The following is a 25224-nucleotide window of genomic DNA, read 5'->3' on the forward strand; positions in this document are numbered from 1 at the left end:
AACTTGGGGTGACGAGCTTCGACGAGCCGCTGGCGAAGGCACTGGATCCCAAGACGGCCAAGCTGCTGGAGAGTGTCCTCGACCTGCGCACCGTCGGCGACCTGCTGCGGCACTACCCCCGGCGCTACGCCGAGCGGGGTGAGCTGACCGACCTCGACGACCTGCAGGTCGACGAGCACGTCACCGTGGTCGGCGAGGTCACCAGGGCCATGCGCAAACCGATGCGCAACAAGGGCGGCACGTGGCTGGAGGTCGAGGTCGTCGACGGCCGGCGCAGCAAGATCTATCTGTCGTTCTTCGGCAAGGCCTCCCACATCGCGGAGACACGGCTGCGGCCGGGCGCCAGAGGCATGTTCGCGGGGAAGGTCGGCGCGTTCGGCCAGGGCGACAAGCGCAGGTGGCAGCTGTCCCACCCCGAGTTCGAGATGTTCGACGAGACGGAGGCCGGAGCCGAGGAGTTCGCCGCCGCGCTGGTGCCGATCTATCCGGCGGGCAAGGACGTGACGCCCTGGGCGATCCGCCGCGCGCTGGGGGTCGTCCTCGACACCATGGGCCCCCTCGACGACCCGCTCCCGGCCGAGCTGCGGGCCCGGCACAAGCTTCCCGGCCTGGCCGAGGCGCTCCTCGCCGTCCACCGGCCGCGCGATCACGGCGACGTGACCCGGGCCCGCAAACGGCTCAAGTTCGACGAGGCGTTCCTGCTCCAGGCGGTGCTGCTGCAGCGCCGGATGGCCGCCGCCTCCTGGCCCGCCACGCCCCGGCCCCCGCGCGGCGACGGGCTGCTGGCCGACTTCGACCGGCGCCTGCCGTTCCAGCTCACCGAGGGCCAGCGGAGCGTGGGGGAGGAGATCGAGGCCGACCTGGCCCTCGCCCACCCCATGCACCGGCTGCTGCAGGGCGAGGTCGGCGCGGGCAAGACCGTCGTCGCGCTGCGGGCCATGCTCCAGGTGGTCGACGCCGGAGGGCAGGCCGTACTGCTGGCGCCCACCGAGGTGCTCGCCCAGCAGCACCACCGGTCGATCTCGGCCATGCTCGGCGACCTGGCCGCCGGCGGCATGTTCGGCGGCACCGTGGTCGCCCTGCTGACGGGCTCGCTGGGCGCGGCGGCCCGCCGCTCGGCCATGCTCGACGCGGCCTCGGGGTCGGCCGGGATCGTGGTCGGCACCCACGCCGTGCTCCAGGAGCGCGTGCAGTTCGCCGATCTCGGTCTGGTCGTGGTCGACGAGCAGCACCGGTTCGGCGTCGAGCAGCGCGACGCGCTCCGCGAGAAGGCCGGAGGCGGGCGCCCGCACGTGCTGGTCATGACCGCCACCCCGATCCCGCGCACGGTCGCCATGACGGTCTTCGGCGACCTCACGGTCTCCACGCTCTCCCAGCTGCCCTCCGGCCGCGCGCCGATCACCACCCACGTGGTGCCCGCCGCGGAGAAGCCGCACTTCCTGGACCGCACCTGGACGCGGCTGCGCGAGGAGGTCGAGCTCGGACGGCAGGCATACATCGTCTGCCCGCGCATCGGCGATCTGGAGGGGGACGAGGGCGACCTGTCGAAGGACGACGACGAGCGGCGCCCGCCGCTGGCGGTGCTGGACGTGGCCCAGATGCTGTCCGAGGGGCCGTTGCACGGCCTCCGCACGGCGGTGCTCCACGGCAAGCTGCCGCCGGAGGAGAAGGACGCGGTGATGCGGGCCTTCACCCGGGGTGAGATCGACGTCATGGTGGCGACCACGGTCATCGAGGTCGGCGTCGACGTCCCCAACTCCTCGGTCATGGTCATCATGGACGCCGACCGGTTCGGCGTCTCCCAGCTCCACCAGCTCCGCGGCCGGGTCGGCCGTGGCGGGCTGCCGGGGCTGTGCCTGCTGGTGACCGACTCCCTGGGCGGCACTCCGGCCCGCCAGCGGCTCGACGCCGTGGCGGCGACCCTGGACGGCTTCGAGCTGTCCCGGGTCGACCTGGAGCAGCGCCGCGAGGGTGATGTGCTGGGCGTGGCCCAGTCGGGCCGCAGGTCGTCGCTGAAGATGCTCCAGCTCCTCCGCGACGAGGACGTCATCCACGCCGCCCGCCAGGACGCCGAGGCCATGCTGACGGCGGATCCCGAGCTGGCCGAGCACGCCGTCCTCCGGATGGAGATCGACCGGCTGCTCGCCGACGAGCGCGCGGAGTATCTGGAGAAGACCTGAGAGGTCCGGAGAGGGCGCGGGGGCCGCGGCCGGGCGGGAGGTGAACGCCCAACTGCGGGGACGGCCTCCCCCCGAATGCCGTCCCCGCCTGGGCCCACTCTCGGGTCAGGTGCCGAGAGCACCGGCGTGCGGAAGGGCTCACGATCACGCCGGTCGGCCTCCCCCTGGGTCACTTGAAGGCCGCAGGACTCATCATGCAAGGCGTCGGGACCGGGCGGAACGACCCTTGCGCTTTCGTCGCCACTCCTTGCCCACTCTTGACCTAGATCACCTCCCCAGACCCTTTTGACCTGCGGTTATGCGATCCGTCGCGACACGCCGGGCTGCCGGGGCGCGCCGCTGACCGTGATTGTGGGACGAGGGATGACATCGGTCCGCGGCGCCGGGCCGGCGGGCGGCGGGGCCTCGCCCGGTGGCCGGATCGACATCCGGCCGGTATCCGGGCCGGCGTTCCGATCGGCGTACGGGCATCGGCGCCCGGTGCACGGGCGTCATCCGGGCCGGCGTTCCGATCGGCGCACGGGCATCGGCGCTCGGTGCACGGGCGTCGGGACACAGGCGGGCGTCTCAGCCGGCACTGAGACAATGGGCCGGTGAGTCGAGTCATCGCGGGAAGCGCAGGAGGACGGCGGCTGGCCGTGCCGCCGGGGCGGGGGACCCGTCCCACGAGCGATCGGGCCAGGGAGGGGATCTTCTCCACCGTGGGGTCGCTGCTCGGCTCGCTGGACGGGGCGAGAGTGCTGGACCTCTACGCCGGATCCGGCGCGGTCGGGCTGGAGGCGCTGTCGCGGGGGGCGGTCCACGCGCTGCTCGTGGAGTCCGACGCCAAGGCGGCCCGGACGATCAGGGCGAACATCGCGACCCTCGGGCTGCCGGGGGCCCTGCTCGCCGCCGACCGGGTCGAGCGGGTGCTGGAGCGGGGCACCGAGGAGCCGTACGACCTCGTGTTCGCCGATCCGCCCTACGCGGTGACCGACGAGGCGGTGGACGCCGTGCTCGGGCAGCTGAGGGACCACGGCTGGCTGGCGGAGGACGCGCTGATCGCGGTGGAACGGGAGAGCCGGGGGAAGGACCTGGTGTGGCCCACCGGATACGAGGAGGAGAGGGTCCGTCGTTACGGCGAAGCGTCCGTTTGGTACGGTCGCGCCGCCGGGAATCCATAGAGCAGGGGGTACACCTTGCGTCGCGTTGTCTGCCCGGGGTCGTTCGATCCCGTTACCAACGGTCATCTGGACATCATCGGCCGGGCTTCCCGGCAGTACGACGAGGTTGTCGTAGCCGTCCTGATCAACATCGAGAAGAAGAGCCTGTTCACGGTCGAGGAACGCATCGAGATGCTCCAGACCGTGACCAAGGAGTACGGCAACGTCCGCGTGGACAAGTTCCACGGTCTGCTGGTGGACTACTGCAAGCAGCAGGAGATCCCCGCCATCGTGAAAGGCCTGCGCGCTGTCAGCGACTTCGACTACGAGCTCCAGCAGGCCCAGCTCAACTACCGGATGTCCGGAGTCGAGACGCTGTTCATGGCGACCGGGCCGGAGGTGTCGTTCCTGTCGTCCAGCCGTATCAAGGAGATCGTCCGGTACGGCGGGAGCGTGGCCGGCCTGGTCCCCGACCTCGTGCAGGAGCTTCTGGTCGAACGGCTCAGGGGTTAGCTGCTGGTATTCTCTTGTTTTGGCCTTGCACAACGGCGGTGATTCGCCATGCCTGATGAGAGCGGAATGACTCTGCGTAGCCTTGATCCCCGAGCCCCCTGGGTAATCTCCACCCATGATCTGGGCAGGCGACCGGGATCGATGCTCCAGATCACCCGCACTCTCCCGGCACCGGCGGAGATCGGCGTTGACATGATCGGTGTCCCCAGGGACGCCGATGTCGAGCTGGAGATCCGGCTCGAGGCGGTCATGGAAGGTGTGCTCGTCACGGGCACGGCGCGAACCCCGCTGCGGGGGGAGTGCGCACGGTGTCTGGAACCGGTCATCTCGGAAACCGAGGTGGGCTTCCAGGAGCTGTTCTTCTACTCGGCGGAGGATGCCGCCGAGGGTGACTCGATCCTCGACGGTGAACTGCTCGATCTCGAGCCCACGTTCCGCGACGCGGTGGTTCTCACACTGCCGCTGAGCCCGGTCTGCAGTGAAGACTGCACGGGGCTCTGCGTGGAATGCGGGATCAGGCTCGCGGATGCCGAGCCTGGTCACAAGCACGAGGTGATCGATGCCCGCTGGGCCAAATTGCAAGGTCTGATTCCGGAACATAACAACGATCAGGAGAGCTGACGTGGCTGTCCCCAAGCGCAAGATGTCGCGGAGCAACACTCGCTCCCGCAGGTCGCAGTGGAAGGCCGCCGCGGTTTCGCTCGTGAGCTGCCCCCAGTGCCGCTCGCCGAAGCGTCCGCACGTGGCGTGCCCGACCTGCGGCACTTACAACCGCCGTCAGGTGATCGAGCCCTCCGCCTGATCGCATTCTGACTGACGGATGCCGGCCGGGCCCTTCTGGTCCCGGTCGGCGTCACCGTCTGCACCACAATGCGATGGCGGTCCGCCCGCGGCTGTGGTGGACGCCGGGGTTCGCGGTAACGCGTACCCTCCCGGCGCCCACCACGTCTTCGGGCAATTCTCGTTCTCCCCTTCGCCATCGCGCATTCGATGAGAACCGTGCGAGGAGAAGACGTGGGTACGAGCGTTAAACCGGTGGCCGTCGAGTCCGTCAGGGACGAGCTGGAGCGGATCCTCTCCGTGCGGCTGGATGTCGCGATCCTGGAGCGGGCGATGACCCACCGCTCCTACGCCTACGAGAACGGCGGCCTGCCCACCAACGAGCGCCTGGAGTTCCTCGGCGACTCGGTGCTGGGCCTGGTGGTCACCGACACCCTCTACCGCAACCACCCCGACCTGCCCGAGGGGCAGCTGGCCAAGCTCAGGGCCGCGGTGGTCAACATGCGCGCCCTCGCCGACGTGGCCCGCACGCTGGGCCTGGGCCGGTTCCTGCGGCTCGGCCGGGGGGAGGAGGGGACCGGGGGGCGCGACAAGTCCTCGATCCTCGCCGACACCCTTGAGGCGCTCATCGGCTCGGTCTACGTCAACAGGGGCCTGGACGAGGCGTTCCGCGTCGTCCACCTGCTCTTCGACCCCCTCATCACCCGTTCGGCCTCGCTGGGCGCCGGGCTCGACTGGAAGACCTCGCTCCAGGAGCTCACCGCGTCCGAGTCGCTCGGCGTGCCCGAGTACCACGTGGAGGAGAGCGGTCCCGACCACGCCAAGTCCTTCACCGCCGTCGTCCTTCTCGGCGGCGAGGAGTACGGCTCCGGGTCCGGGCGTTCGAAGAAAGAGGCCGAGCAGCAGGCAGCCGAGGCGGCCTGGAACCGGATCCGCCAGGACCGGGACAAGCGCGAAGCCAGCTGACCCGTTCAAGGAGGGGCGCATGCCCGAGTTGCCCGAGGTCGAGGTCGTACGGCGTGGCCTGGAGCGCTGGGTGTCCGGGCGGGTCATCGCCCATGCCGAGGTGCTGCACCCGCGGGCGATCCGGCGGCACGTCCCCGGCGCGGAGGAGTTCTCCTCCCGCCTGAAGGGCCGCACGATCGGCTCCGCCGAGCGGCGGGGCAAATACCTCTGGCTGCCCCTGGACGGCTCCGACGCGATCCTGGCGCATCTGGGGATGAGCGGGCAGCTGCTGGTGGTGGAGCCCGGCTCGGCCCCGGAGAGGCATCTCCGCGTCCGGATCGGCTTCACCGACGGCGGTCCCGACCTGCGCTTCGTCGACCAGCGGACCTTCGGCCACGTGCTGGTGACCGCGATGGCCCACTCCGGCGGCCGGCCCGTGCCGGAGCCGATCACGCACATCGCGCCCGACCCGTTCGAGGAGCACTTCGACGAGGAACTGTTCGGCCGCCGCCTGCGTGCCAGGCAGACCGAGGTCAAACGGGCGCTCCTGGACCAGTCGCTGATCAGCGGCGTCGGCAACATCTACGCCGACGAGGCGCTCTGGCGGGCCCGGCTGCACGGGGCCCGGCCCACGGGGGCGCTGACCCGTCCGAAGATCGCCGAGCTGCTGGGCGCCGCCCGCGAGGTGATGGCCGCGGCGCTGTCCGAGGGCGGCACATCCTTCGACAGTCTCTACGTGAATGTCAACGGCGAGAGCGGCTACTTCGACCGGTCGCTCGCCGTGTACGGCAGGCGGGACGAACCCTGCCCGAGGTGTGGCGCCCCGATCATCAGGGAGTCGTTCATGAACCGCTCCTCCTACAGCTGCCCCCGCTGCCAGCCCCGCCCGAGAAGGGCCGGGGCGTGACGGGGGTCCGGTTGACCGCCTGGGCCAGGGGCCGCGTGCAGGGCGTGGGTTTCCGCTGGTGGACACGGGCGCGGGCGCTGGAGCTCGGCCTGGTGGGCTGGGCGAGGAACACCCCCGACGGGCGGGTGGAGATCGTGGCGGAGGGCTCGCGGGAGGCCTGCGCCAGGCTGCTGGAACTGCTCCGCGGCGGTGACGCGCCGGGTCGTGTCGACGGGGTGGTGGAGCGCTGGAGCGAGGCCAAGGGGGGCTCGGCTGGTTTTGTGGAGCGTTAACCGTTCCTTTAGCCCCCTAAAATGAGGTATATTTTACCGTTGGGAGTGCCCACAGGTGCGTCCGAGCGGAGCGTTCAACTTGACCGTCTCCCTCACCAGTGCGACTCTTGATAAGAACCACGCGCACCCCTCCCGCGGCAAGAAGTGCGCGAACCAGTCTGGTCACTCAGCGTGGAGGACCCTTAACCATGGCGAAGGCTCTACTCGGCCACGTCGGCGGTCCTGACCCTCGAATGGTCTCGGAAATGCGCCGTCTCCAGCAGCGTATCCGTGATCTCGAGGCAGAGCTCACCCGGCTCCAGGCCCAGAACGACGAACTCGCGGCCAGCACCCGTGATGAGGCGTTCACCCGCCTGCAGGATCGTGAGCCGGCCCTTACCTAGGGGCCGGGACGAACACACTGTCCAGGGACGCCTCTTCGGGGCGTCCCTTGTCATATCCGGCGCCACGGCCAGCCGTCACACGTACGGCGTCATATGTGGCGCGAGAAGAAGGTCAACCGCCCCGGTAGCACCCGGCGGCGGCAGGCCGTGTTCCGCCATCCGCCGCCATCCATCGCATCTGCCGCCATCCGCCGTGGCGCGCCTGGTGCTTTCGTCCGCCGTATCCGCCGCCCTCGGCCATGGCGCCTGGCGCCTTCCCAGGAGACGGGTGACGGCACGCGGAAACCGCGCCGTGACGCCACTCCCGGGCTTTGACGGCCCTCCCGAACTCCCCGTTCCTCCCCGGGGTTCGAAGCCCGCGGTGTGCGGGCGAGCGGGGGTGAAGAACGGTAGTCTTCCCACGCGGGGCGGGCTGGGCGACGAGGGAGGACACCGGTCGCCGACGCCTGAGCCGTGACGCGCGGCGCCACGGTCCATGGAGGCGCACGGGGAGTGGGGGGTTTTCTGCATGTATCTGAAGACTCTCACCCTGCGCGGTTTCAAATCCTTCGCCTCGGCCACCACCCTCCGTTTCGAGCCGGGCATCACCGCGGTCGTCGGCCCCAACGGGTCGGGCAAGTCCAACGTCGTCGACGCCCTGGCGTGGGTCATGGGCGAGCACAGCGCGAAGTCGCTGCGCGGCGGCAAGATGGAGGACGTCATCTTCGCCGGGACCTCCTCGCGGGCCCCGCTGGGCCGTGCCGAGGTCACGCTCACCATCGACAACAGCGACGGCGCGCTGCCGATCGACTACACCGAGGTCACGATCAGCCGCCTGATGTTCCGGGCGGGGCAGAGCGAATACGCCATCAACGGCGACACCTGCCGCCTGCTCGACATCCAGGAGCTGCTGTCCGACTCCGGCATCGGCCGCGAGATGCACGTCATCGTCGGGCAGGGCCAGCTCGACCAGGTGCTGCACGCCGGGCCCGAGGACCGCCGGGCGTTCATCGAGGAGGCCGCGGGCGTCCTGAAGCACCGCAAGCGCAAGGAGAAGGCGCTGCGGAAGCTCGACGCGATGCAGGCCAACCTGACCCGCGTCCAGGACCTCGCCACCGAGCTGCGCCGCCAGCTCAAGCCGCTGGGCCGCCAGGCCGAGATCGCCCGCAAGGCCGCCGTCATCCAGGCCGACCTCCGCGACGCCCGGCTCCGCCTGCTCGCCGACGACGTGCTCACCCTGCGGACCACGCTGGAGCGGGAGACCGCCGACGAGGCCGCCGTCCTCGCCCGCCGTACGGTGGTGGAGACCGAGCTGGAGCAGGGCCAGGTCGCGGAGGCCGAGCTGGAGGCCGCGGAGGCCGAGGCCCAGCCGCGCCTGGCCACCGCTCAGGAGACCTACTTCCGGCTCTCCTCGCTCCGCGAGCGGCTCAGGGGCCTGGCGGGGCTCGCCGCCGAGCGGCACCGCAACGCCGCCGACCCCGCCGTGGAGCGGCGCGGGCGTGATCCGGAGGACTTCGAGCGCGAGGCCGAGGAGGTCCGGGAGCAGGAGCGGGTCCTCGCCGAGCTGCTCGCCGACGAGCAGGAGTCGCTCGCCAGGGCCGTGGCCCAGCGCGCCGAGACCGAGAGCGCCCTCGCCGCCGAGGAGCGGCGGCTGGCCGCCGCGGCCAGGGCCGCCGCCGACCGGCGTGAGGGCCTGGCCAGGCTCCGAGGCCAGGTCGGCGCCGTGCGCAGCCGGGCCGGAGCGGCCGAGGAGGAGATCGGCCGGCTGGCGCGCTCCCTGGCGGAGGCCGAGCAGCGCGCCGAACGCGCCCAGGCCGAGCACGACAGCCAGGAGCAGGCCGACCCGGCCGCCGATCCCGCCCTCGCCGAGGAGCTGGAGATCGCCCTGGAGGTCGTCGACCAGGCCAGGCAGTCCGTCGAGGCGGCCAGGGCCGTGGTGGAGGAGGCGAAGGCGGCCGTCGCGGGCCCGAACGCGGGCCTCGGCGCGGCCAAGGCCGCCCTCGGTGCGGCGCGCAAGGCCGACCAGGAGGCGCAGCGCCAGGTCGCCGCGCTGGGGGCCAGGTTCGAGGCGCTGGAGCTGAGCTTGGCCAGGGGCGCGGACGGCGGCGCGGCGCTGCTCGCCGCCGACCTGGCCGGCGTGCTCGGCCCGGTGGCCACCATGCTGACCGTCCGGCCGGGCGCCGAGGTGGCCGTCGCCACCGTCCTGGGGGCGGCCGCCGAAGCCGTCGCCGTGGAGTCCCTGCAGAGCGCGGCGGACGCCATCGACTTCCTCAGGAGCGAGGGCGGCGGTCAGGCCGCCCTCGTCATCGCCGCCGGCGGGGCGGAGCCCCCGGCGGCCCCTGTGCCGGTGGCCGGTGCCGAATGGGCGATCGACCTGGTCACCGTCCCCGCGGAGCTGCGGGCCGCCGCCGCGCACCTGCTGGAGGGCGTGCTGGTCGTCGACGATCTGGCGACCGCCAGGAAGGCGGTCGACCAGCGGCCGGAGCTGCGGGCCGTCACCCGTTCCGGTGACCTTCTGGGCGCCTACGCGGCCCGGGGTGGTTCGGCCGGCGGCACCTCGGCCCTCCAGATGCGTGCCGCCCTGGACGAGGCGGCCGCCGACCTGGCCACGGCCGGAGTGGCCGCCGAACAGGCCGCGACGGCGATGGAGGAGGCCGCCGAGGCCGAGGGGGAGGCGCAGTTCGCGGTCGAGGCCGCCCAGGCGCGGGTGACCGAGGCGCAGACGGGTGTGCAGACCGCGCAGGCGGGCGTCAACGCGGCGCAGGCCGCGCTGGACCAGGTCCGGACCCGGCAGCGCGACGCCGACCAGCGGGTCGCCGCGGCGGCCCGGAGGCTTGCCCAGCTCGGCGCCGCGGCCGAGGCCGCCCGGGAGGAGTGCGAGCGGCTGGCCGGGGGCGTGCGGGCGGCGCGGGAGGCACGCGACCGGGACGCGGCCGGGCTGACCGAGCTTGAGGAGCGGCTCGCCGCCGCGGAGGAGGGCGAGGGGCTGGAGTCCGAGCCCAGCACCGAGATCCGCGACGAGCTCGCCGAGGTCTGCTCGATGGCCAGGCAGGCCGAGATGGAGGCCCGCCTGGCCGTACGGACGGCCGAGGAGCGGGTCAGGGGCCTGGAGGGCAAGGCCGACGGCCTGGTGCGCGCGGCCGAGCGGGAGCGCGAGGAGCGCTCCCGGGCCGCCGACCGGCGCGAGCGGCGGCGCAGGCAGGCGCAGGTCGCCCAGGCGGTGGTCCGGGGGACCGAGCTGACGCTGCGGACGCTGGAGGCCTCACTGGCGGGCGCCGCGGCCGAGCGCGACGAGGCCGAGCAGGCACGCGGGCAGATCGACGCCTCGCTCAAGTCCGTCCGGCTCCGGGTCCGCGAGCTCTCCGGCGAGCTGGACAAGCTGGTCAACCGGGCGCACGGCAGCGAGGTGGCCAGGACCGAGCAGCGGATGCGCCTGGAGCAGCTGGAGGCGCGGGCGGTGGAGGAGTTCGGCGTCGAGGCCGGCACGCTCATCGCCGAGTACGGCCCGGACGAACCGGTCCCCACGGGGGACGGCGACCCGGTGCCCTACGTCCGGGAGGAGCAGCAGAAGCGGGCCAAGGCGGCCGATCGGCAGATGGCCCAGCTCGGCAAGGTCAACCCGCTGGCGCTGGAGGAGTTCGCGGCGCTGGAGGAGCGGCACGCCTTCCTCACCTCGCAGCTGGAGGACCTCAAGAAGACCCGCCGCGATCTGCTGCTGGTGGTCAAGGAGGTGGACGACCGGGTCGAGCAGGTGTTCACCGCGGCCTACCACGACGTGGCCCGCGAATTCGAGACGATCTTCACGCGGGTGTTCCCCGGAGGCGAGGGCAGGCTGCTGCTCACCGACCCGGAGAACATGCTGACCACCGGCGTCGAGGTCGAGGCCCGGCCGCCGGGCAAGAAGGTCAAGCGGCTGTCGCTGCTGTCCGGCGGCGAGCGGTCGCTGACCGCCGTCGCCTTCCTCGTCGCCATCTTCAAGGCGCGGCCCTCGCCGTTCTACGTGATGGACGAGGTCGAGGCCGCGCTGGACGACACCAACACCCAGCGCCTGCTGACCCTGTTCGAAGAACTGCGGCAGACGTCACAGATCATCATCATCACCCACCAGAAGCGCACGATGGAGATCGCCGACGCGCTGTACGGGGTGTCGATGCGGGGAGACGGTGTCACCCAGGTCATCAGCCAGCGCCTGAGAGAACACGAGGCCGTCTGACCCCCAGGGGGTCGGAGCATCCCGGGGCGTCTGGAAAACTGTGGTCTTGTGGAAGCCTATCTCGGCATAATCGCGATCGTTGTCGTCGTCGCCCTGCTTGCGGCAGGCGGCGTGTTCCTGCTGTTCAGGCCGGGGGGCAAGACGGCTCCGCCGCCGGTCGAGCCGCCGGAGGTGCTGCCGATCCCCAAGGAGGGGGAGCAGGCGCCTCCCCGGGGGGCGACCGACGACGACGCGGCGACCACCACCCTGCCGCCTCCGCCGGTCAAGCCGGTCGAGCCCGTGGTCGTCGCCCCGGTCATCGAGATTCCGCCGCCCTCCGCCGGCCGGATGGTACGGCTGCGCGCCCGGCTGGCCCGCTCGCAGAGCACCCTCGGCAAGGGGCTCCTCGAACTGCTCTCCCGGGACCGTCTCGACGACGACACCTGGGACGAGATCGAGGAGACCCTGATCACCGCGGACGTCGGCGTCGCGCCCACCCGGGCGATGGTCGAGGATCTGCGCACCCGCGTGAAGGTGCTGGGCAGCCGGTCGCCCGCGGAGGTGCGCGGCCTGCTCAAGGAAGAGCTGCTCACCCAGCTCGGCGTCGACCTCGACCGCACCCTGCACGTCAAGCCGCACGGCGAGCGCCCGGCCGTGGTGCTCGTGGTCGGCGTCAACGGCACCGGCAAGACCACCACCACCGGCAAGCTGGCCCGCTCCCTGATCGGCGACGGCAACAAGGTCGTGCTCGGCGCGGCCGACACCTTCCGCGCCGCCGCCGCCGACCAGCTCCAGACCTGGGGAGACCGGGTCGGGGCCGAGGTCGTGCGCGGTCCCGAGGGGGGCGACCCCGCGTCGATCGCCTTCGACGCCGTGGCCAAGGGCATCGAGGACAAGGTCGACGTGGTGATCGTTGACACCGCCGGGCGGCTGCACACCAAGACCGGCCTGATGGACGAGCTCGGCAAGGTCAAGCGCGTCATCGAGAAGAAGGCCACGGTGGACGAGGTCCTGCTCGTCCTGGACGCCACCACCGGCCAGAACGGCATGCGCCAGGCCCGGGTGTTCGCCGAGGTCGTGGACGTCACCGGCATCGCCCTGACCAAGCTCGACGGCACCGCCAAGGGCGGCATCATCATCTCCGTCCAGCGCGAGCTGGGCGTCCCGGTCAAGCTCGTCGGCCTGGGCGAGGGCCCCGACGACCTGGCCCCGTTCGACGCCGAGGTCTTCGTGGACACGCTCCTCGGCGACTGACCGCCGGCCGGGGCTGGTCAGTGGCGTACGCCGACCGGGACGACCAGGGGGGTTCCGGCCACGGGGTCCTCGATCACCTTGGCGTCCAGGTCGAAGACCTCCGCGAGGAGGGGCTCGGTGAGGACCTCGTGCGGCGCTCCGGCGGCGATGACCTTGCCGTCGCGCATGGCGACCAGGCGGTCGGCGTAGCGGGCGGCCAGGTTGAGGTCGTGCAGGACCATCACCACGGTGCGGCCGAGCTCGCCGTGGAGCCTGCGGACCAGCTCCAGGACCTCGACCTGGTGGGCCAGGTCCAGGAAGGTCGTCGGCTCGTCGAGCAGGAGCAGGTCGGTTCCCTGGGCGAGGGCCATCGAGATCCACGCCCGCTGGCGCTGCCCGCCGGACAGCTCGTCCAGCGGGCGCTCGCCCAGGTCGAGCAGGCCGGTCATGGACAGAGCCTCGCTGACCGCGGACTCGTCGTCGGAGGACCACTGCCGGTACCACGTCTGGTGCGGGTGCCGTCCCCGGGCCACCAGGTCGGCCACGGTCAGCCCCTCCGGGGCCGTCGGAGCCTGCGGCAGCACGCCGAGGACCTTGGCGACCTCCTTGGTGGGCATCCTGTCGATGCGTTTGCCGTCCAGCAGGACCTCGCCACCCGTCGGCCGGAGCAGCCGTCCCAGCGCGCGCAGCAGCGTGGACTTGCCACACCCGTTCGGTCCGATGATCGTGGTCACCGTGCCGGCCTCGATCCCGAGATCGAGGCCGTCGACGATGACGCGGTCGCCGTAGCCCAGCCTGACGTCGACGGCTTGCAGTCTCACGAGCGTGCCTCTCTGCGAACACGGATCAGGAGATAGATCAGATAGGGGGCGCCGAGGACCGCGGTGACCACGCCCACCGGCAGCTCGACGGGGCTGAACAGGGTCCGCGCGGCCAGGTCGGCCGAGGCGGTGAGGACGGCTCCGACGAGAGCGGAGACGACCAGCGGCGGCTGGCCCACCCCGGCCAGGCGCAGTGCGATCTGCGGGGCGGCCAGGGCGACGAACGCGATGGGCCCCGCGGCGGAGGTGGCCACCGCCGCGAGCAGGACGGCGGCGAGGATCATCAGGCCTCTGGCGAGGTTCATCCGTACGCCCAGGCCGGTCACGGTGTCGTCGCCGAAGCGGAGCGCGCCGAGCGAGCGGGTGCCGGCCAGGGTCAGCGGGATGAGCACGACGAGCGCGATCGCGACGGGGACCACGTGCTCCCAGCCCCGGCCGTTCAGCGAGCCGCTGATCCAGACCATGGCCCGGCCGCTGTCGGTGACGTCCCCCACGGTCAGCAGCCAGTACTTGACGTTGGTGAACACCGCCGAGACGCCGATGCCGACCAGCACCAGGCGGTAGCCGTCCAGCCCCTTGCGCCAGGCCAGCAGGTAGACGGTCAGCGCTCCGGCCAGGCCGCCGGCCAGGGCCATGAGAGGGATGCCCACCTCGGCCAGGGCGCCGCTGGCGCCGCCCGCGGTGCTTCCGGCGGCCACGATGACCGCGACCACGGTCACGCTGGAGCCGGTGGTCACGCCGAGGATGTCGGGGCTGGCCAGCGGGTTGCGGGCGATGGCCTGGGTGATCGCGCCGGCCAGGGCCAGCGCCGCGCCGACGAGGACGCCGGTCAGCGCCCGGGGGAGGCGGAGCTCCATCACGACGAAGTGGTTCGAGCCGTCGCCGGTGATCGCCTGGAACACCTCGGGGACGCTCATCGGGATGTCGCCGATGCGCATGCCGAGCGCCATCAGCAGCACCGTGGCGGCCAGCAGGACCAGGGCCACGGTGGCCGAGCGCAGGCGCAGCAGCCAGGAGGCGGAGCCGAGCCGCAGGGACCGTGCACGCGCGGGCCGCACCGGAGGTTCGTGCGGGAGCCGTACGGGGGAGGAGGTCACAGGCGGACCGGCTTTCTCCGGCGGACCAGGAAGACGAAGAACGGCGCGCCGGTCAGGGCGAGCACGACCCCGACCTCCAGCTCGCCGGGGCGGGCGACCATCCGGCCGATCACGTCGGCGGCGAGCAGGGCCGCGGCGCCGATCAGCCCGGAGTACGGCAGCAGCCAGCGGTGGTCCGGGCCGGACAGCGGGCGGGCCAGGTGGGGGACCATCAGGCCGAGGAAGGCCAGCGAGCCGCAGGCCGCGACCGAGGCCCCGCTGAGCAGCGTGATCGCGGCCACGCCGATGGTGCGGGTCAGGGTGACGTTCTGGCCGAGGGCGCGGGCGACGTCCTCGCCCAGGGAGAGCGCGTTGAGGCCGGGTGCGTTGATCAGGGCCAGGACCAGGCCGACGGCGATGAACGGGAGCACCTGCCAGACGACGTCATCGCCCCGGCCCGCGATCGAGCCCGCCTGCCAGAAGCGGAAGACATCCATGGCCTGCTCGTCCATCAGGACCAGGGCCGAGGTGAGGGCGTAGAGGAAGGCGCTGACCGCGGTGCCCGCGAGGGCCAGCGTCACGGGGGTGGGGGCGCCGCGGCCGCCGGCCATGCCGAGGGCGAAGACTCCGACGCTGGCGATCAGGGCTCCGGCCAGGCCGAACCAGATGTAGCCGTACAGGCTGGTGACGCCGAGAACCATGATGCTGAGCACCATGGCGAACGCCGCGCCCTGGGTGACGCCGAGCAGGCCGGGGTCGGCCAGCGGGTTGCGGGTGTGCCCCTGCATGAGCGCACCCGCGACGCCGAGCGCGATCCCGGCCAGGACGCCGACGGCGGTCCTGGGGATGCGCAGCGACCGGATGATGATGTCGTTCTCGCTGCCGGTCGGACCTGTCAGCGCGTGCCACACGTCGGCGGGCGGGACCGGCTTCGCGCCGATCATGACGCTCAGCAGGGCCGCGACCGCGAGAGCCCCGAACAGCCCGGCCAGCACGAGCAGGCGATGCCGGTGGATGGCACGGGCCCTGCCGCGCGACGGGGGTCGCGTGACGGCCGCCACTGTGCTCACCTGCGCTCCTCTCGTTTGCTCGATCCTGCACAAGTATGTCAGCTTAGGTATGGCTAAGCTAAATTAGGTTGGCCGTATCTTGAAGGGGATCTTTGATGAGAGCGTTGCGAGCCTTGACCGTGGGCGTTGCGGGAGCCGTACTCTCCCTCGGCCTCGCCGCCTGTGGGGCGAGCACCTCCAGCACGACGGCCGACACCGGCGCGACGGCCCCGGCTCCGGCGGCGAGCGACGCGGCGGCGTTCCCCCGTACGGTGAAGCACGCCATGGGCGAGAGCCGGATCGAGGCCCAGCCCAAACGGGTCGTGGCCCTCGACCAGAGCTTCGTGGACGCGGTGCTGACCCTGGAGACCGACGTCGTCGGCTTCACCACCTACCGGGCGATCGACGACAAGCTTCCCGACTACCTGACCCCGGTCCTCGGCCACGCCAAGGAGGCCAAGCCGGTCGGCACGCTGGAGCAGCCGAGCCTGGAGCAGATCATCGCGCTCAAGCCCGATCTGATCGTCTCGGCCAAGGTCCGCCACGAGGCGCTGTACGACAAGCTGTCGAAGATCGCGCCGACGGTGTTCAGCGAGACCACGGGGGCCATCTGGAAGGAGAACCTCAAGCTCATGGGCCAGGCCCTGGGCAAGGAGGACCTCGCCGAGCAGAAGATCAAGGCCTATCAGGACCGTGCCGCCGCGATCGGCGAGTCGATCAAGGCGAAGGAGGGCAAGCTGCCCACCGTCTCCATCGCCCGCTTCGCCGGTGAGCCGACCGTCCGCCTCTACGTGGAGAACTCCTACTCCGGCCTGGTGCTGAAGGACGTCGGTTTCGCTCGCCCCGAGGGGCAGCCGACCACCACTGAAACGATCATGGTGGAGGTCAGCCAGGAGAACATCTCCCAGCTCGACGCCGACCACATCTTCGTCGCGGCCTACGCCGACCCGTCGGTCGAGCCGATCAAGAAGAAGTTCGAGGCCAACCCGCTCTGGGGCAAGCTCAAGGGCGCCAAGCACGATGTCGCCGACCTCACCTGGATGAGCGCCGTCGGCATCCAGGGCGCCCACGCCATCCTCGACGACCTGGCCACGACCTTCGAGGTCGACCCGGCCAAGGCGGCCTGACCCCTCCTGCCGGTCCCTTCACCGGAGATCCTTCGCCGAGTTTTCCGCTTCTCGTGGAGAGTCGGTCATAGCGGTCTAAAGTCAGAGCCATGGTGACTCACCGCTCAGCGGTCATACCGACAGATCCGCAATCTCCTGGCACCTGTCTGTGTGGGTACCCGGCCGACTTCGTCATCCAGACTTCCTGGTTCTCCGGCCGGCGTTCCCTCGACCCCGTGTGCGGACCCCACGTCTCCGAGGTGGTGGACGCCATCGCCAGGAAGAACGCGCAGCGGGACGGCGGAGCCTGACGCGCCTGGGGCGCCGGTCGCCGGTGACGGCGGCGCCCCGCGCGCGACGCCGGGGTCAGGGCTGGGCGAGGAAGGACCTCAGCTCCTCCAGGTGGGGGACGATGTCCAGGCCTCGTTCCGCGAGCCAGGCGTCGTCGTCGTAGGTGCCCCGGTAGCGTTCGCCGCCGTCGCAGATCAGCGTGACGACGCTGCCCCGCTCGCCCGCCTGGCGCATCTCCCGCAGGATCTGTACGGCCGCGGCCACGTTGGTGCCGGTGGAGCCGCCGACGTCGCGGCCGGTGACCTCGCGGACCCAGCGCATGGCCGCGATGGACCGGGCGTCGGGGACCTGGATCATGCGGTCGATCACGGTGGGCATGAAGGACGGCTCCACGCGGGGACGGCCGATGCCCTCGATGCGGGAGCCGGGCGCGGTGGCCGTGGCGTCGCCCGAACACCAGGAGGAGTAGAACGCCGAGCCCTCGGGGTCGACCACGGCCAGGCGGGTGACGTAACGCCGGTAGCGGATGTAGCGGCCGATGGTGGAGGAGGTGCCGCCGGTGCCGGCGCCGACCACGATCCAGCTGGGCTCGGGGTGGGGCTCCATCTCCATCTGGCTGAAGATGCTCTCGGCGATGTTGTTGTTACCGCGCCAGTCGGTGGCCCGCTCGGCGTAGGTGAACTGGTCCATGAAGTGCCCGCCGGTCTCGACGGCCAGCCGGTGGGACTCCTCGTAGATGGTTCCGGGGTCGTTCACCAGGTGGCACTTGCCGCCGTAGAACTCGATCAGCGCGATCTTCTCCGGCGAGGTCGAGGCGGGCATCACCGCGATGAACGGCAGGCCGATGAGCCGGGCGAAGTAGGCCTCGCTCACCGCCGTCGAACCGCTGGACGCCTCGACGACCGTTGTGCTGGGACCGATCCAGCCGTTCGACAGGCCGTACAGGAACAGGGAGCGCGCGAGCCGGTGCTTGAGTGAACCGGTGGGGTGGACGGACTCGTCTTTCAGGTAGAGGTTTACCCCCCACCGCGGGGGAAGCGGAAAGACGTGGAGATGAGTGTCGCAGCTTCTATGGGCGTCGGCCTCGACTCGGCGGATGGCCTCGGCCACCCAGGAGCGGGTCTCGGGGTCGTGTCGATCCACGTATTCCATAGACCCAAAGGTAGCGCTAGCTGGGGTTATGTGATGATAGACACATGTTCGGCCAAATTGAAGGAAGGATGTTACGATAATGAGACTTGTCCGGCTGTAGGGCGTGTTGCACCCGCCATTGGCGCAGCCAGTGACGAACCCCCTGAGCAGGCACAACCACTCTTAACGGCACCTTTACCGGGTGCCTGCGAGCATGCCGTATGCCGCCGGGAAGGGTGCGTCGCACCTGAGCCGGACGGTGACTGGGGGAACAGCAAGAGGGGGATGACGTGATCACGATGACCGAAGAGCAGCGCCAGGACTGGTTCGAGCGCGACGTTGTACCGGTCACCAACCAGCTCTACGCGTCCGCGATGCGTCTGACCCGCAACTCCGCCGATGCCGAGGACCTCGTCCAGGAGACCGTGACCAAGGCGTTCACCTCCTATCACCAGTTCCGTGAGGGCACCAACCTCAAGGCGTGGCTGCACCGCATCCTCACCAACAACTTCATCAACGACTACCGCAAGAAGCAGCGCTCGCCCAAGCTCTCGGCCGCCGAGGAGATCGAGGACTGGCAGCTCGCCGCCGCCGAGTCCCACACGTCCTCCGGGCTCAAGTCCGCCGAGACCGAGGCGCTGGAGCAGCTGCCCGACAGCGCCGTGATGAACGCCCTGCGCGCCCTGCCCGAGGACTTCCGGGTGGCCGTCTACCTGGCCGACGTGGAGGGCTTCGCCTACAAGGAGATCGCCGAGCGGATGGGCACCCCCATCGGCACGGTCATGTCACGCCTGCACCGGGGCCGTCGCCAGCTCCGGACGATGCTGGAGGACTACGCCATCGAGGAAGGCGAGTTCCGGCTGCCCGCGCAGCGCCAGGCCGCGTAGGCCCGTGGCGGTCGCCGAACCGCGGGAGACCCCAGACCAATAGCGGCGAACCACTGTCCGGCGACAAGCTGGAACCGCATCATTACGCTATGTCGCTTTCGGTCTCCCGTTCCGGTGTGCCGACACCGCCGGACAACGGGTGCGTCCCCCACCGTGCGTCTTCCCCTCCCCGTCCGGGAGGTGGCGGGTGAGCGAGTCCCGCGCGGCGACGGACCGGCTCCGTGCGGAGCTGGGAGAGCTCGGTGTGACCGGCGTCTACGAGGTCGGGAACGACGGCATCCTTTCGGTGTGGATAGGGCTGGTCATACGTTTCCGTGATGGTTTCTACCGTTGGCAGGAAGGGCCGGTGAAACGTCGCCATCTGGGCACGGATCCCAGTGGATGCGCCATTCGCGTGGCGCGTCGATACGCCGAATTACAGGCCGATGTCCCATCCTGGTGGGAGGACCTGGCCAAGATCTTGCGGGGGGACGCGGCTGAGGACTATCCATAACCCCGCGCTCGCCTGCCTGGGGGAAGCGTGCGGTTATGGGCCGTTCCACTCGCCTTGCTGCTGGGGGTCGGGGGATGTGCCGCGCCGGTCGCCCACCTGAGATCCGAGGGGGCGCGGGTCTCCGTCGCCCCCGCCGTCCCGGACGCTCCCGTGCCGTCCGCGGCCCGGCAGCCCCCGCCGATCGATCCCGCGGAACTGGCCGCGAAACTCGCCGCGATCCAGCCGCAGTGGCCCAGGAGCAGATACCCCGTCGCGCCCGCGGCGCGTCACATCAACTGCAGGCGGGTCAAGTGCGTGGCGCTGACCTATGACGACGGGCCCGGCGAATACACCGGGCAGCTGCTCGACATCCTCGCCCGGCACCACGCCAGGGCGACCTTCTTCGTGCTCGGCCAGAGGGTGGCGGAGGACGGCCCGCACACCCTCCGCCGGATGGTGACCGAAGGACACGAGATAGGCAACCACACCTGGAGTCACGCACAGCTCACCGCGCTGTCGGAGGCGGGGATCAGGGGAGAGCTGCGCCGCACTCAGCAGATCGTCCACTACGTGACCGGGCGCCGGATGACCCTCATGCGCCCGCCGTACGGATCCACCGGCGAACGGGTCGCCGCCGAGACCCGCCGGGAGGGGCTCGCCCAGATCCTGTGGGACGTCGACACCATGGACTGGCGGGACCGCGACAGTCTGATCGTCACGCAGCGCGCGACCACGGTCACGCCGGGGTCCGTCGTGCTCATGCACGACATCCACAGCACCACGGTCGAGGCCGCCGCCCAGGTGCTGGACCTGCTCGCCCTGCGGGGCTACACGTTCGTGACGCTCTCCGAGCTGTACGGCGGGCCGCTCGTCCCGGGCAGGGTGTACGCCGGGGAGGCGGGGCCCACCGGGAGGTGACGGATTATTGTCGGTCGCCGGTGGGAGCATGGGGGCCATGAGTTTCAGCGGTTTCCCCGACGAGGCATTCCTGTTCTACGAGGGCCTCGAGGCGGACAACTCCAAGACCTACTGGACCCGCCACAAGCAGGTCTATGACGAGGCGGTCAAGGCACCCATGGCCGCGCTGGGTGAGGAACTGTCCGCCGAGTTCGGCCGGGTGCACCTGTTCCGCCCGCATCGCGACGTCCGCTTCGCCAAGGACAAGTCGCCCTACAAGACCCACCAGGGCGCCTACGCCGCCACCGCCGAGGCCATCGGTTACTACGTCCAGCTCGACGCCACGGGACTGCACGCCGGGGCGGGCCTCTACTCGGCCCAGGGCGACCAGCTCGCCCGCTACCGCCAGGCGGTCGACGAGGAGCTCAGCGGTGTCCCGCTGGAGAAGGTCGTGGCCGGGCTCGCCGCGGCCGGCTACGAGATCGAGGGCGACCGGCTGAAGACCCGCCCCCGCGGCGTCCCGGAGGGCCACCCCCGCCTCGATCTGCTCCGCTACAGGTCCCTGCACGCCGGCCGCCGTTTCGACCCGGAGCCGTGGGTTCACACCCCCGAGGTCCTCGACCGCGTCCGCGCGGTCTGGCGCGACCTCACCCCGCTCGTCGAGTGGCTCACCGTCCACCTCCCGGCGGACTAGCCTCTTGCCGCGCCTCGGGTCCCCCGGCTCAAGGAGCCCGGCAGGTTCGCGCCGTGGCTTTTCACGATCGCCCGGCGATCACGCTCCGGCGCAGCCGTACCTCACCGGAAGATCCCCGTGTGGCCGAGCGAGTAGCGTCCAGGCTGGGGATAGACGGCCAGGCCGTGCGGGCCGGCGCCGACGTTGATCTTGCGGACGAGGTTGCCGTTGCCGGTGTCGAACACGTAGACCACCCCGTCATAGCGTCCGGACAGCCACAGGCGACTGCCGTCGGCGGAGACCCCGCCCATGTCAGGGGAGCCGCCGCCGGGGATGCGCCAGGTGTCGATCGGGCGGCGGAGCGCGAAGGAGACGACCGTGACCGATCCGGCACCGCGGTTGGACACGTACAGCACCTGCGAGTCGCGGCTGACGTAGAGTCCGTGAGCGCCCTGGCCGGTCTTGATGAAACCCGTGACACGGAGCTTCCCGGCATCGACCAGCCACACGCCGTGCTTGGCCATGTCGGCGACGTAGAAGGTGGTGCCGTCAGGGGAGAGCTTGACGTCCTGCGGCATGTTGGCGTTCAGCATGCGGCCGTGCCGCATGGAGTCGTGCCCCATCCTGTCGTGCTCCAGGATGTCGCGTTCCATACGGCTGTCCTGCGTGGTTCTGTACTGGATGCCTTTGCGCTGCGTGGTGCCGTCCGCCAGGTCGATGACGGCGCGGATCTTCCGGGCCTCTATGTCGATGGCCACCAGGTGACCGGAGAACTCGCAACTGGCCAGGAAGGTTTTCTCGTCGACGGTGAAGTCCGCGTGGTTGATCCCCCTGCAGGGCATGTGCATCGAGTGCTGGAGCCGCATCGTGTGCGGGTCGAGGAAATCGAGCCGGTTCTCCCGTTCGGCCATCACCAGGGCGTTGCGGCCGTCCGGGGTGAAGTACAGGTTGTAGGGGTCGTCGACGGACACCGGCTTGCCGGGCTTGCCGGTCATGGGGTCGATCGGGGTCAGGGAGTTGCCGTCGTTGTTGTTGACCCAGAGCGTCTTCAGATCCCACGACGGAACGACGTGCTGCGGCCGCCGGTCGACCTTGAAGGTGCGCAGCACCTGGTAGGTGCGCGGGTCGATCACGGTGACGGTGTCACTCTCGCTGTTGGGCACGTAGACCCGCTCGGGGAACCCCGCCACGGCGGGGCTGAGCATGCCGGGCCGGTCGTGGGCGTAGACGTCCATCGGTGTGGTCCGGGGAGCGGCGCCGGGAAGAGCAGAGCGGGCGGAGGCGTCGCCCGGTGCGGCCGATCCGTCGGCAGGGGCGCTCGTCATGCCACCGTACGGCCCCTCGCCGCCGGTCGCGGCGGCCCGGCCAGCCGGGAGCGAACCCGGCGCCGGCGCCGGGCCGCCCCCGCAGGCGGACAGGACGCATGCCGCCAACCCGATCAGGGGGACGAGCACGGCGTGCCGTCGCCGCCTACTTCTCAGCCGCTGCATGGCCCGCTCCTTCGATCCGACTCCGGCCCCGGCCGGCTACGGAAACGCTAGGAGCAGTCGGGTCAGCAAATGCTCAACCCATGGTTAGCATGGTGTTCGCCTTTCCCGCACCCCGTGAGCAGGCCGCCTTTCTCATGCCGAAACAGGACGGTCTCGGAGGAAAACGGGGGTTATGGTCAGATCGGCGCTTGAAGGTCGAATTCGGATGCCTTGACGCCGCCGATGAATGCTTTCCATTCGGTGGGGTTGAAGTAGAGGACGGGGCCGGAGGGGTCTTTGCTGTCACGGACGGCGTGGGTGGCGTCCCGCTTGTGATCCGGCCGCTGGGAGGCGCTTCCGAGCTCGGCCACCTCGACGCAGTCGCCGCCGTTGCTGCTGCTGAAACTCGATTTCCGCCACGTGAGATTGCTCAGGTCCATCGCTCCTCTGCCATTCTCTAGTTGAAGGCCGTTGACATGCTGAGCGGTAATGCCTCGACGCCGGCGGCCCCGAATAGCCGCACTGCTTCCGCGATCTCCGACAGGTCACTGGTGATGAGACCGTGAACGGCCATACCTGGATACGCTACCTCGGTAACCATTTCAAAGAGGCCGGAAACCGCATTTACCTCGGCTCGGCCTGGCCTGGGCGGATCTGCCCGTCGTGTGGCCGGACGCCGACGAGCCGGCACGCCTCCGGGAGATGGCGGAGCCGGACGGGCCGGGGCCGGAGACGGCGAAGGCGCCGGACCGTGACGGTCCGGCGCCTTCGCCGTACGGCTTCCCTGCGAAGAGACCCTGTACGGCTTCCCCGCGGGGAGGCCCTGTACGGCTTCCCCGCGGAAGGTCAGTTACCGCGCTTGGCCCGAGCGGTGGTGCGGGCACGGGTCGAGGCGTCCAGGACGACCTTGCGGATGCGCACGGTCTCCGGGGTGATCTCCACGCACTCGTCCTCGCGGATGAACTCCAGCGCCTGCTCCAGCGAGAGCTGGCGCGGCGGGATCAGGGTCTCCGTCACGTCCGCCGTGGAGGAGCGCATGTTGGTGAGCTTCTTCTCCTTGGTGATGTTCACGTCCATGTCGTCGGAGCGCGAGTTCTCACCGACGATCATGCCCTCGTAGACCTCGGTGGTCGGCGTGACGAACAGGATGCCGCGCTCCTGCAGGTTCGTCATCGCGAAGGCGGTGACCGGGCCGGAGCGGTCGGCCACCAGCGAGCCGTTGTTGCGGGTGCGCAGCTCGCCGAACCACGGCTCGTAGGCCTCGAAGACGTGGTGCACCAGGCCGGTGCCGCGGGTCTCGGTCAGGAACTCGGTCCGGAAGCCGATCAGGCCGCGGGCCGGGACCACGAACTCCATCCGGATCCAGCCGGTGCCGTGGTTGGTCATGTGCTCCATGCGGCCCTTGCGGACGGCCAGGAGCTGGGTGACGGCTCCGAGGTAGTCCTCCGGGCAGTCGACGGTCAGCCGCTCGACCGGCTCGTGCACCTTGCCGTCGATGGTCTTGGTGACGACCTGCGGCTTGCCGACGGTCAGCTCGTAGCCCTCGCGGCGCATCTGCTCGACCAGGATGGCCAGCGCCAGCTCGCCACGGCCCTGGACCTCCCAGGCGTCGGGACGGTCGGTCGGCAGGACGCGCAGCGACACGTTGCCGATGAGCTCCTTGTCGAGCCGGTCCTTGACCATGCGGGCGGTGACCTTGGAGCCCTTGACCCTGCCGACCAGCGGCGAGGTGTTGGTGCCGATGGTCATCGAGATGGCGGGCTCGTCCACCGTGATCAGCGGCAGCGGGCGCGGGTCCTCGGGGTCGGCCAGGGTCTCGCCGATCATGATGTCCGGGATTCCGGCGATCGCGATGATGTCGCCGGGGCCGGCCTGCTCGGCGGGCTTGCGCTCCAGGGCCTCGGTCATCAGCAGCTCGGTGATCTTCACCTTCTGGATGCTGCCGTCGGTGCGGCACCAGGCGACCTGCTGGCCCTTCTTGATGGTGCCCTGGTGGACGCGGCAGAGCGCGATCCGGCCCAGGTAGGACGAGGCGTCCAGGTTGGTGACGTGCGCCTGCAGGGGCGCGGTGGGGTCGTAGACCGGAGCCGGGATCGTCTCCTTGATGACCTGGAACAGCGGCTCCAGGTCCTCGGAGTCGGGCATGCCGGCGTCCTCGGGACGGTTCAGCGAGGCGCGACCGGCCTTGGCCGAGGCGTAGACGATCGGGAAGTCGATCTGCTCCTCGGTGGCGTCCAGGTCCATGAAGAGCTCGTAGACCTCGTCCACGACCTCCTTGATCCGGGCGTCGGGACGGTCCACCTTGTTGATGCACAGGATGACCGGCATCTTGGCGGCGAACGCCTTGCGCAGCACGAACCGGGTCTGCGGCAGCGGGCCCTCGGAGGCGTCCACCAGCAGTACGACGCCGTCCACCATCGACAGGCCGCGCTCGACCTCGCCGCCGAAGTCGGCGTGACCGGGGGTGTCGATGATGTTGAGGGTCATGTCACCGTGCTTGACGGCGGTGTTCTTCGCGAGAATGGTGATGCCCTTCTCGCGCTCGAGGTCGTTGGAGTCCATGACACGGTCGTCCACGTCCTGGTTGGCCCGGAAGGCTCCGGACTGCCAGAGCATGGCATCCACGAGAGTGGTCTTGCCGTGGTCGACGTGCGCGATGATCGCGATGTTCCGCAGGTCGTCGCGGCTGTTCAAAGGCATGATGGAGTCTCACTCTGTGATCGTGGAGGCTGGCCGCGGACGGTGCGGCCCTACCATTTTAGTTGATCCGCACAATCACTCTCACGTGTCCGCCTCACGAAGTACGTCGATTCACCTCCTGGACAC

At 70.5% G+C, this 25224-nt stretch carries 23 protein-coding genes; 16 read left to right on the top strand and 7 right to left on the bottom strand.

Annotation, left to right across the window (positions count from 1 at the left end):
• Positions 1 to 8 precede the first annotated feature (8 nt).
• The 11 genes from recG (at position 9) to ftsY (ending at position 12547) form a co-directional block, all read left to right on the top strand.
• Complete coding sequence (recG, locus tag BM085_RS30285) at positions 9 to 2180, top strand: ATP-dependent DNA helicase RecG (RefSeq protein WP_093890275.1); 2172 nt, start codon at positions 9 to 11, stop codon at positions 2178 to 2180.
• A 593-nt stretch (positions 2181 to 2773) separates the two neighbouring features.
• Complete coding sequence (rsmD, locus tag BM085_RS30290; protein ID WP_093890276.1) at positions 2774 to 3343, top strand: 16S rRNA (guanine(966)-N(2))-methyltransferase RsmD; 570 nt, start codon at positions 2774 to 2776, stop codon at positions 3341 to 3343.
• A gap of 15 nt (positions 3344 to 3358) precedes the next feature.
• A complete protein-coding gene (gene coaD / locus BM085_RS30295) occupies positions 3359 to 3835 on the top strand; it encodes a pantetheine-phosphate adenylyltransferase (RefSeq protein ID WP_012894383.1) in 477 nt (158 codons plus the stop codon).
• Positions 3836 to 3901: 66 nt separating this feature from the next.
• Positions 3902 to 4456, top strand: coding sequence for a YceD family protein (locus BM085_RS30300; RefSeq protein ID WP_093890277.1), 555 nt, complete (start codon positions 3902 to 3904; stop codon positions 4454 to 4456).
• 1 nt (position 4457) lies between these two features.
• Positions 4458 to 4637, top strand: coding sequence for a 50S ribosomal protein L32 (gene rpmF, locus BM085_RS30305; protein ID WP_012894381.1), 180 nt, complete (start codon positions 4458 to 4460; stop codon positions 4635 to 4637).
• A gap of 212 nt (positions 4638 to 4849) precedes the next feature.
• On the top strand, positions 4850 to 5581 hold the full coding sequence (gene rnc / locus BM085_RS30310; RefSeq protein WP_231509313.1) for a ribonuclease III: 732 nt from the start codon (positions 4850 to 4852) through the stop codon (positions 5579 to 5581).
• A gap of 19 nt (positions 5582 to 5600) precedes the next feature.
• Entirely contained in the window at positions 5601 to 6467 is an 867-nt protein-coding gene (gene mutM / locus BM085_RS30315) for a bifunctional DNA-formamidopyrimidine glycosylase/DNA-(apurinic or apyrimidinic site) lyase (protein WP_093890279.1), read from the top strand.
• On the top strand, positions 6464 to 6739 hold the full coding sequence (locus BM085_RS30320) for an acylphosphatase (protein ID WP_093890280.1): 276 nt from the start codon (positions 6464 to 6466) through the stop codon (positions 6737 to 6739). The genes mutM and BM085_RS30320 overlap by 4 nt, the downstream gene beginning before the upstream one ends.
• A gap of 188 nt (positions 6740 to 6927) precedes the next feature.
• On the top strand, positions 6928 to 7122 hold the full coding sequence (locus BM085_RS30325) for a hypothetical protein (protein WP_012894377.1): 195 nt from the start codon (positions 6928 to 6930) through the stop codon (positions 7120 to 7122).
• 508 nt (positions 7123 to 7630) lie between these two features.
• Positions 7631 to 11314 carry a chromosome segregation protein SMC gene (smc, locus tag BM085_RS30330; RefSeq protein WP_093890281.1) on the top strand — a complete coding sequence of 1228 codons (3684 nt, stop codon included), beginning with the start codon at positions 7631 to 7633 and terminating at the stop codon, positions 11312 to 11314.
• Positions 11315 to 11362: 48 nt separating this feature from the next.
• Positions 11363 to 12547: a signal recognition particle-docking protein FtsY gene (gene ftsY, locus BM085_RS30335; protein ID WP_093890282.1), complete on the top strand. Its 1185-nt coding sequence runs from the start codon at positions 11363 to 11365 to the stop codon at positions 12545 to 12547.
• Positions 12548 to 12564: 17 nt separating this feature from the next.
• On the opposite strand, the gene BM085_RS30340 is transcribed toward ftsY, so the two are convergent.
• Genes BM085_RS30340 through BM085_RS30350 form a run of 3 tightly spaced genes read right to left on the bottom strand, consistent with a single transcriptional unit; the run spans position 12565 to position 15493 of the window.
• Positions 12565 to 13347, bottom strand: coding sequence for an ABC transporter ATP-binding protein (locus BM085_RS30340; RefSeq protein ID WP_031158633.1), 783 nt, complete (start codon positions 13345 to 13347; stop codon positions 12565 to 12567).
• On the bottom strand, positions 13344 to 14405 hold the full coding sequence (locus BM085_RS30345; RefSeq protein WP_245789781.1) for a FecCD family ABC transporter permease: 1062 nt from the start codon (positions 14403 to 14405) through the stop codon (positions 13344 to 13346). The genes BM085_RS30340 and BM085_RS30345 overlap by 4 nt, the downstream gene beginning before the upstream one ends.
• A gap of 35 nt (positions 14406 to 14440) precedes the next feature.
• Positions 14441 to 15493 carry a FecCD family ABC transporter permease gene (locus BM085_RS30350; RefSeq protein WP_093890284.1) on the bottom strand — a complete coding sequence of 351 codons (1053 nt, stop codon included), beginning with the start codon at positions 15491 to 15493 and terminating at the stop codon, positions 14441 to 14443.
• 95 nt (positions 15494 to 15588) lie between these two features.
• Between BM085_RS30350 and BM085_RS30355 the strand changes: the two genes are divergently transcribed.
• On the top strand, positions 15589 to 16599 hold the full coding sequence (locus BM085_RS30355; RefSeq protein WP_093890285.1) for an ABC transporter substrate-binding protein: 1011 nt from the start codon (positions 15589 to 15591) through the stop codon (positions 16597 to 16599).
• 345 nt (positions 16600 to 16944) lie between these two features.
• On the opposite strand, the gene BM085_RS30360 is transcribed toward BM085_RS30355, so the two are convergent.
• Positions 16945 to 18021 (bottom strand): PLP-dependent cysteine synthase family protein, encoded by a 1077-nt coding sequence (locus BM085_RS30360; protein ID WP_093890286.1) that lies wholly within the window; start codon positions 18019 to 18021, stop codon positions 16945 to 16947.
• A 278-nt stretch (positions 18022 to 18299) separates the two neighbouring features.
• On the opposite strand from BM085_RS30360, the gene BM085_RS30365 reads away from it, so the two are divergent.
• The 4 genes from BM085_RS30365 to BM085_RS30380 all read left to right on the top strand — a co-directional run bounded on the left by BM085_RS30365 (position 18300) and on the right by BM085_RS30380 (position 20950).
• Positions 18300 to 18887, top strand: coding sequence for a sigma-70 family RNA polymerase sigma factor (locus BM085_RS30365; protein WP_031158642.1), 588 nt, complete (start codon positions 18300 to 18302; stop codon positions 18885 to 18887).
• Positions 18888 to 19074: 187 nt separating this feature from the next.
• Positions 19075 to 19380 carry a hypothetical protein gene (locus BM085_RS30370; protein WP_093890287.1) on the top strand — a complete coding sequence of 102 codons (306 nt, stop codon included), beginning with the start codon at positions 19075 to 19077 and terminating at the stop codon, positions 19378 to 19380.
• Positions 19381 to 19407: 27 nt separating this feature from the next.
• Entirely contained in the window at positions 19408 to 20277 is an 870-nt protein-coding gene (locus tag BM085_RS30375) for a polysaccharide deacetylase family protein (protein ID WP_093890288.1), read from the top strand.
• 37 nt (positions 20278 to 20314) lie between these two features.
• Complete coding sequence (locus BM085_RS30380; RefSeq protein WP_093890289.1) at positions 20315 to 20950, top strand: DUF2461 domain-containing protein; 636 nt, start codon at positions 20315 to 20317, stop codon at positions 20948 to 20950.
• Positions 20951 to 21051: 101 nt separating this feature from the next.
• Here BM085_RS30380 and BM085_RS30385 read toward each other — a convergent pair whose 3' ends face one another.
• The 3 genes from BM085_RS30385 to typA all read right to left on the bottom strand — a co-directional run bounded on the left by BM085_RS30385 (position 21052) and on the right by typA (position 25098).
• A complete protein-coding gene (locus BM085_RS30385) occupies positions 21052 to 22419 on the bottom strand; it encodes a YncE family protein (RefSeq protein WP_218158864.1) in 1368 nt (455 codons plus the stop codon).
• Between the two features lie 176 nt (positions 22420 to 22595).
• The gene (locus BM085_RS30390; RefSeq protein ID WP_093890290.1) at positions 22596 to 22838 is read right to left on the bottom strand and encodes a DUF397 domain-containing protein; all 243 of its coding nucleotides are present in this window, start codon (positions 22836 to 22838) and stop codon (positions 22596 to 22598) included.
• Positions 22839 to 23244: 406 nt separating this feature from the next.
• On the bottom strand, positions 23245 to 25098 hold the full coding sequence (gene typA / locus BM085_RS30395) for a translational GTPase TypA (protein ID WP_031158656.1): 1854 nt from the start codon (positions 25096 to 25098) through the stop codon (positions 23245 to 23247).
• Between the last annotated feature and the right edge of the window lie 126 nt (positions 25099 to 25224).

Origin of the sequence: Streptosporangium canum (genome assembly GCF_900113865.1) — a bacterium.
In the GTDB taxonomy this organism is placed as follows: Bacteria; Actinomycetota; Actinomycetes; order Streptosporangiales; family Streptosporangiaceae; genus Streptosporangium; species Streptosporangium canum.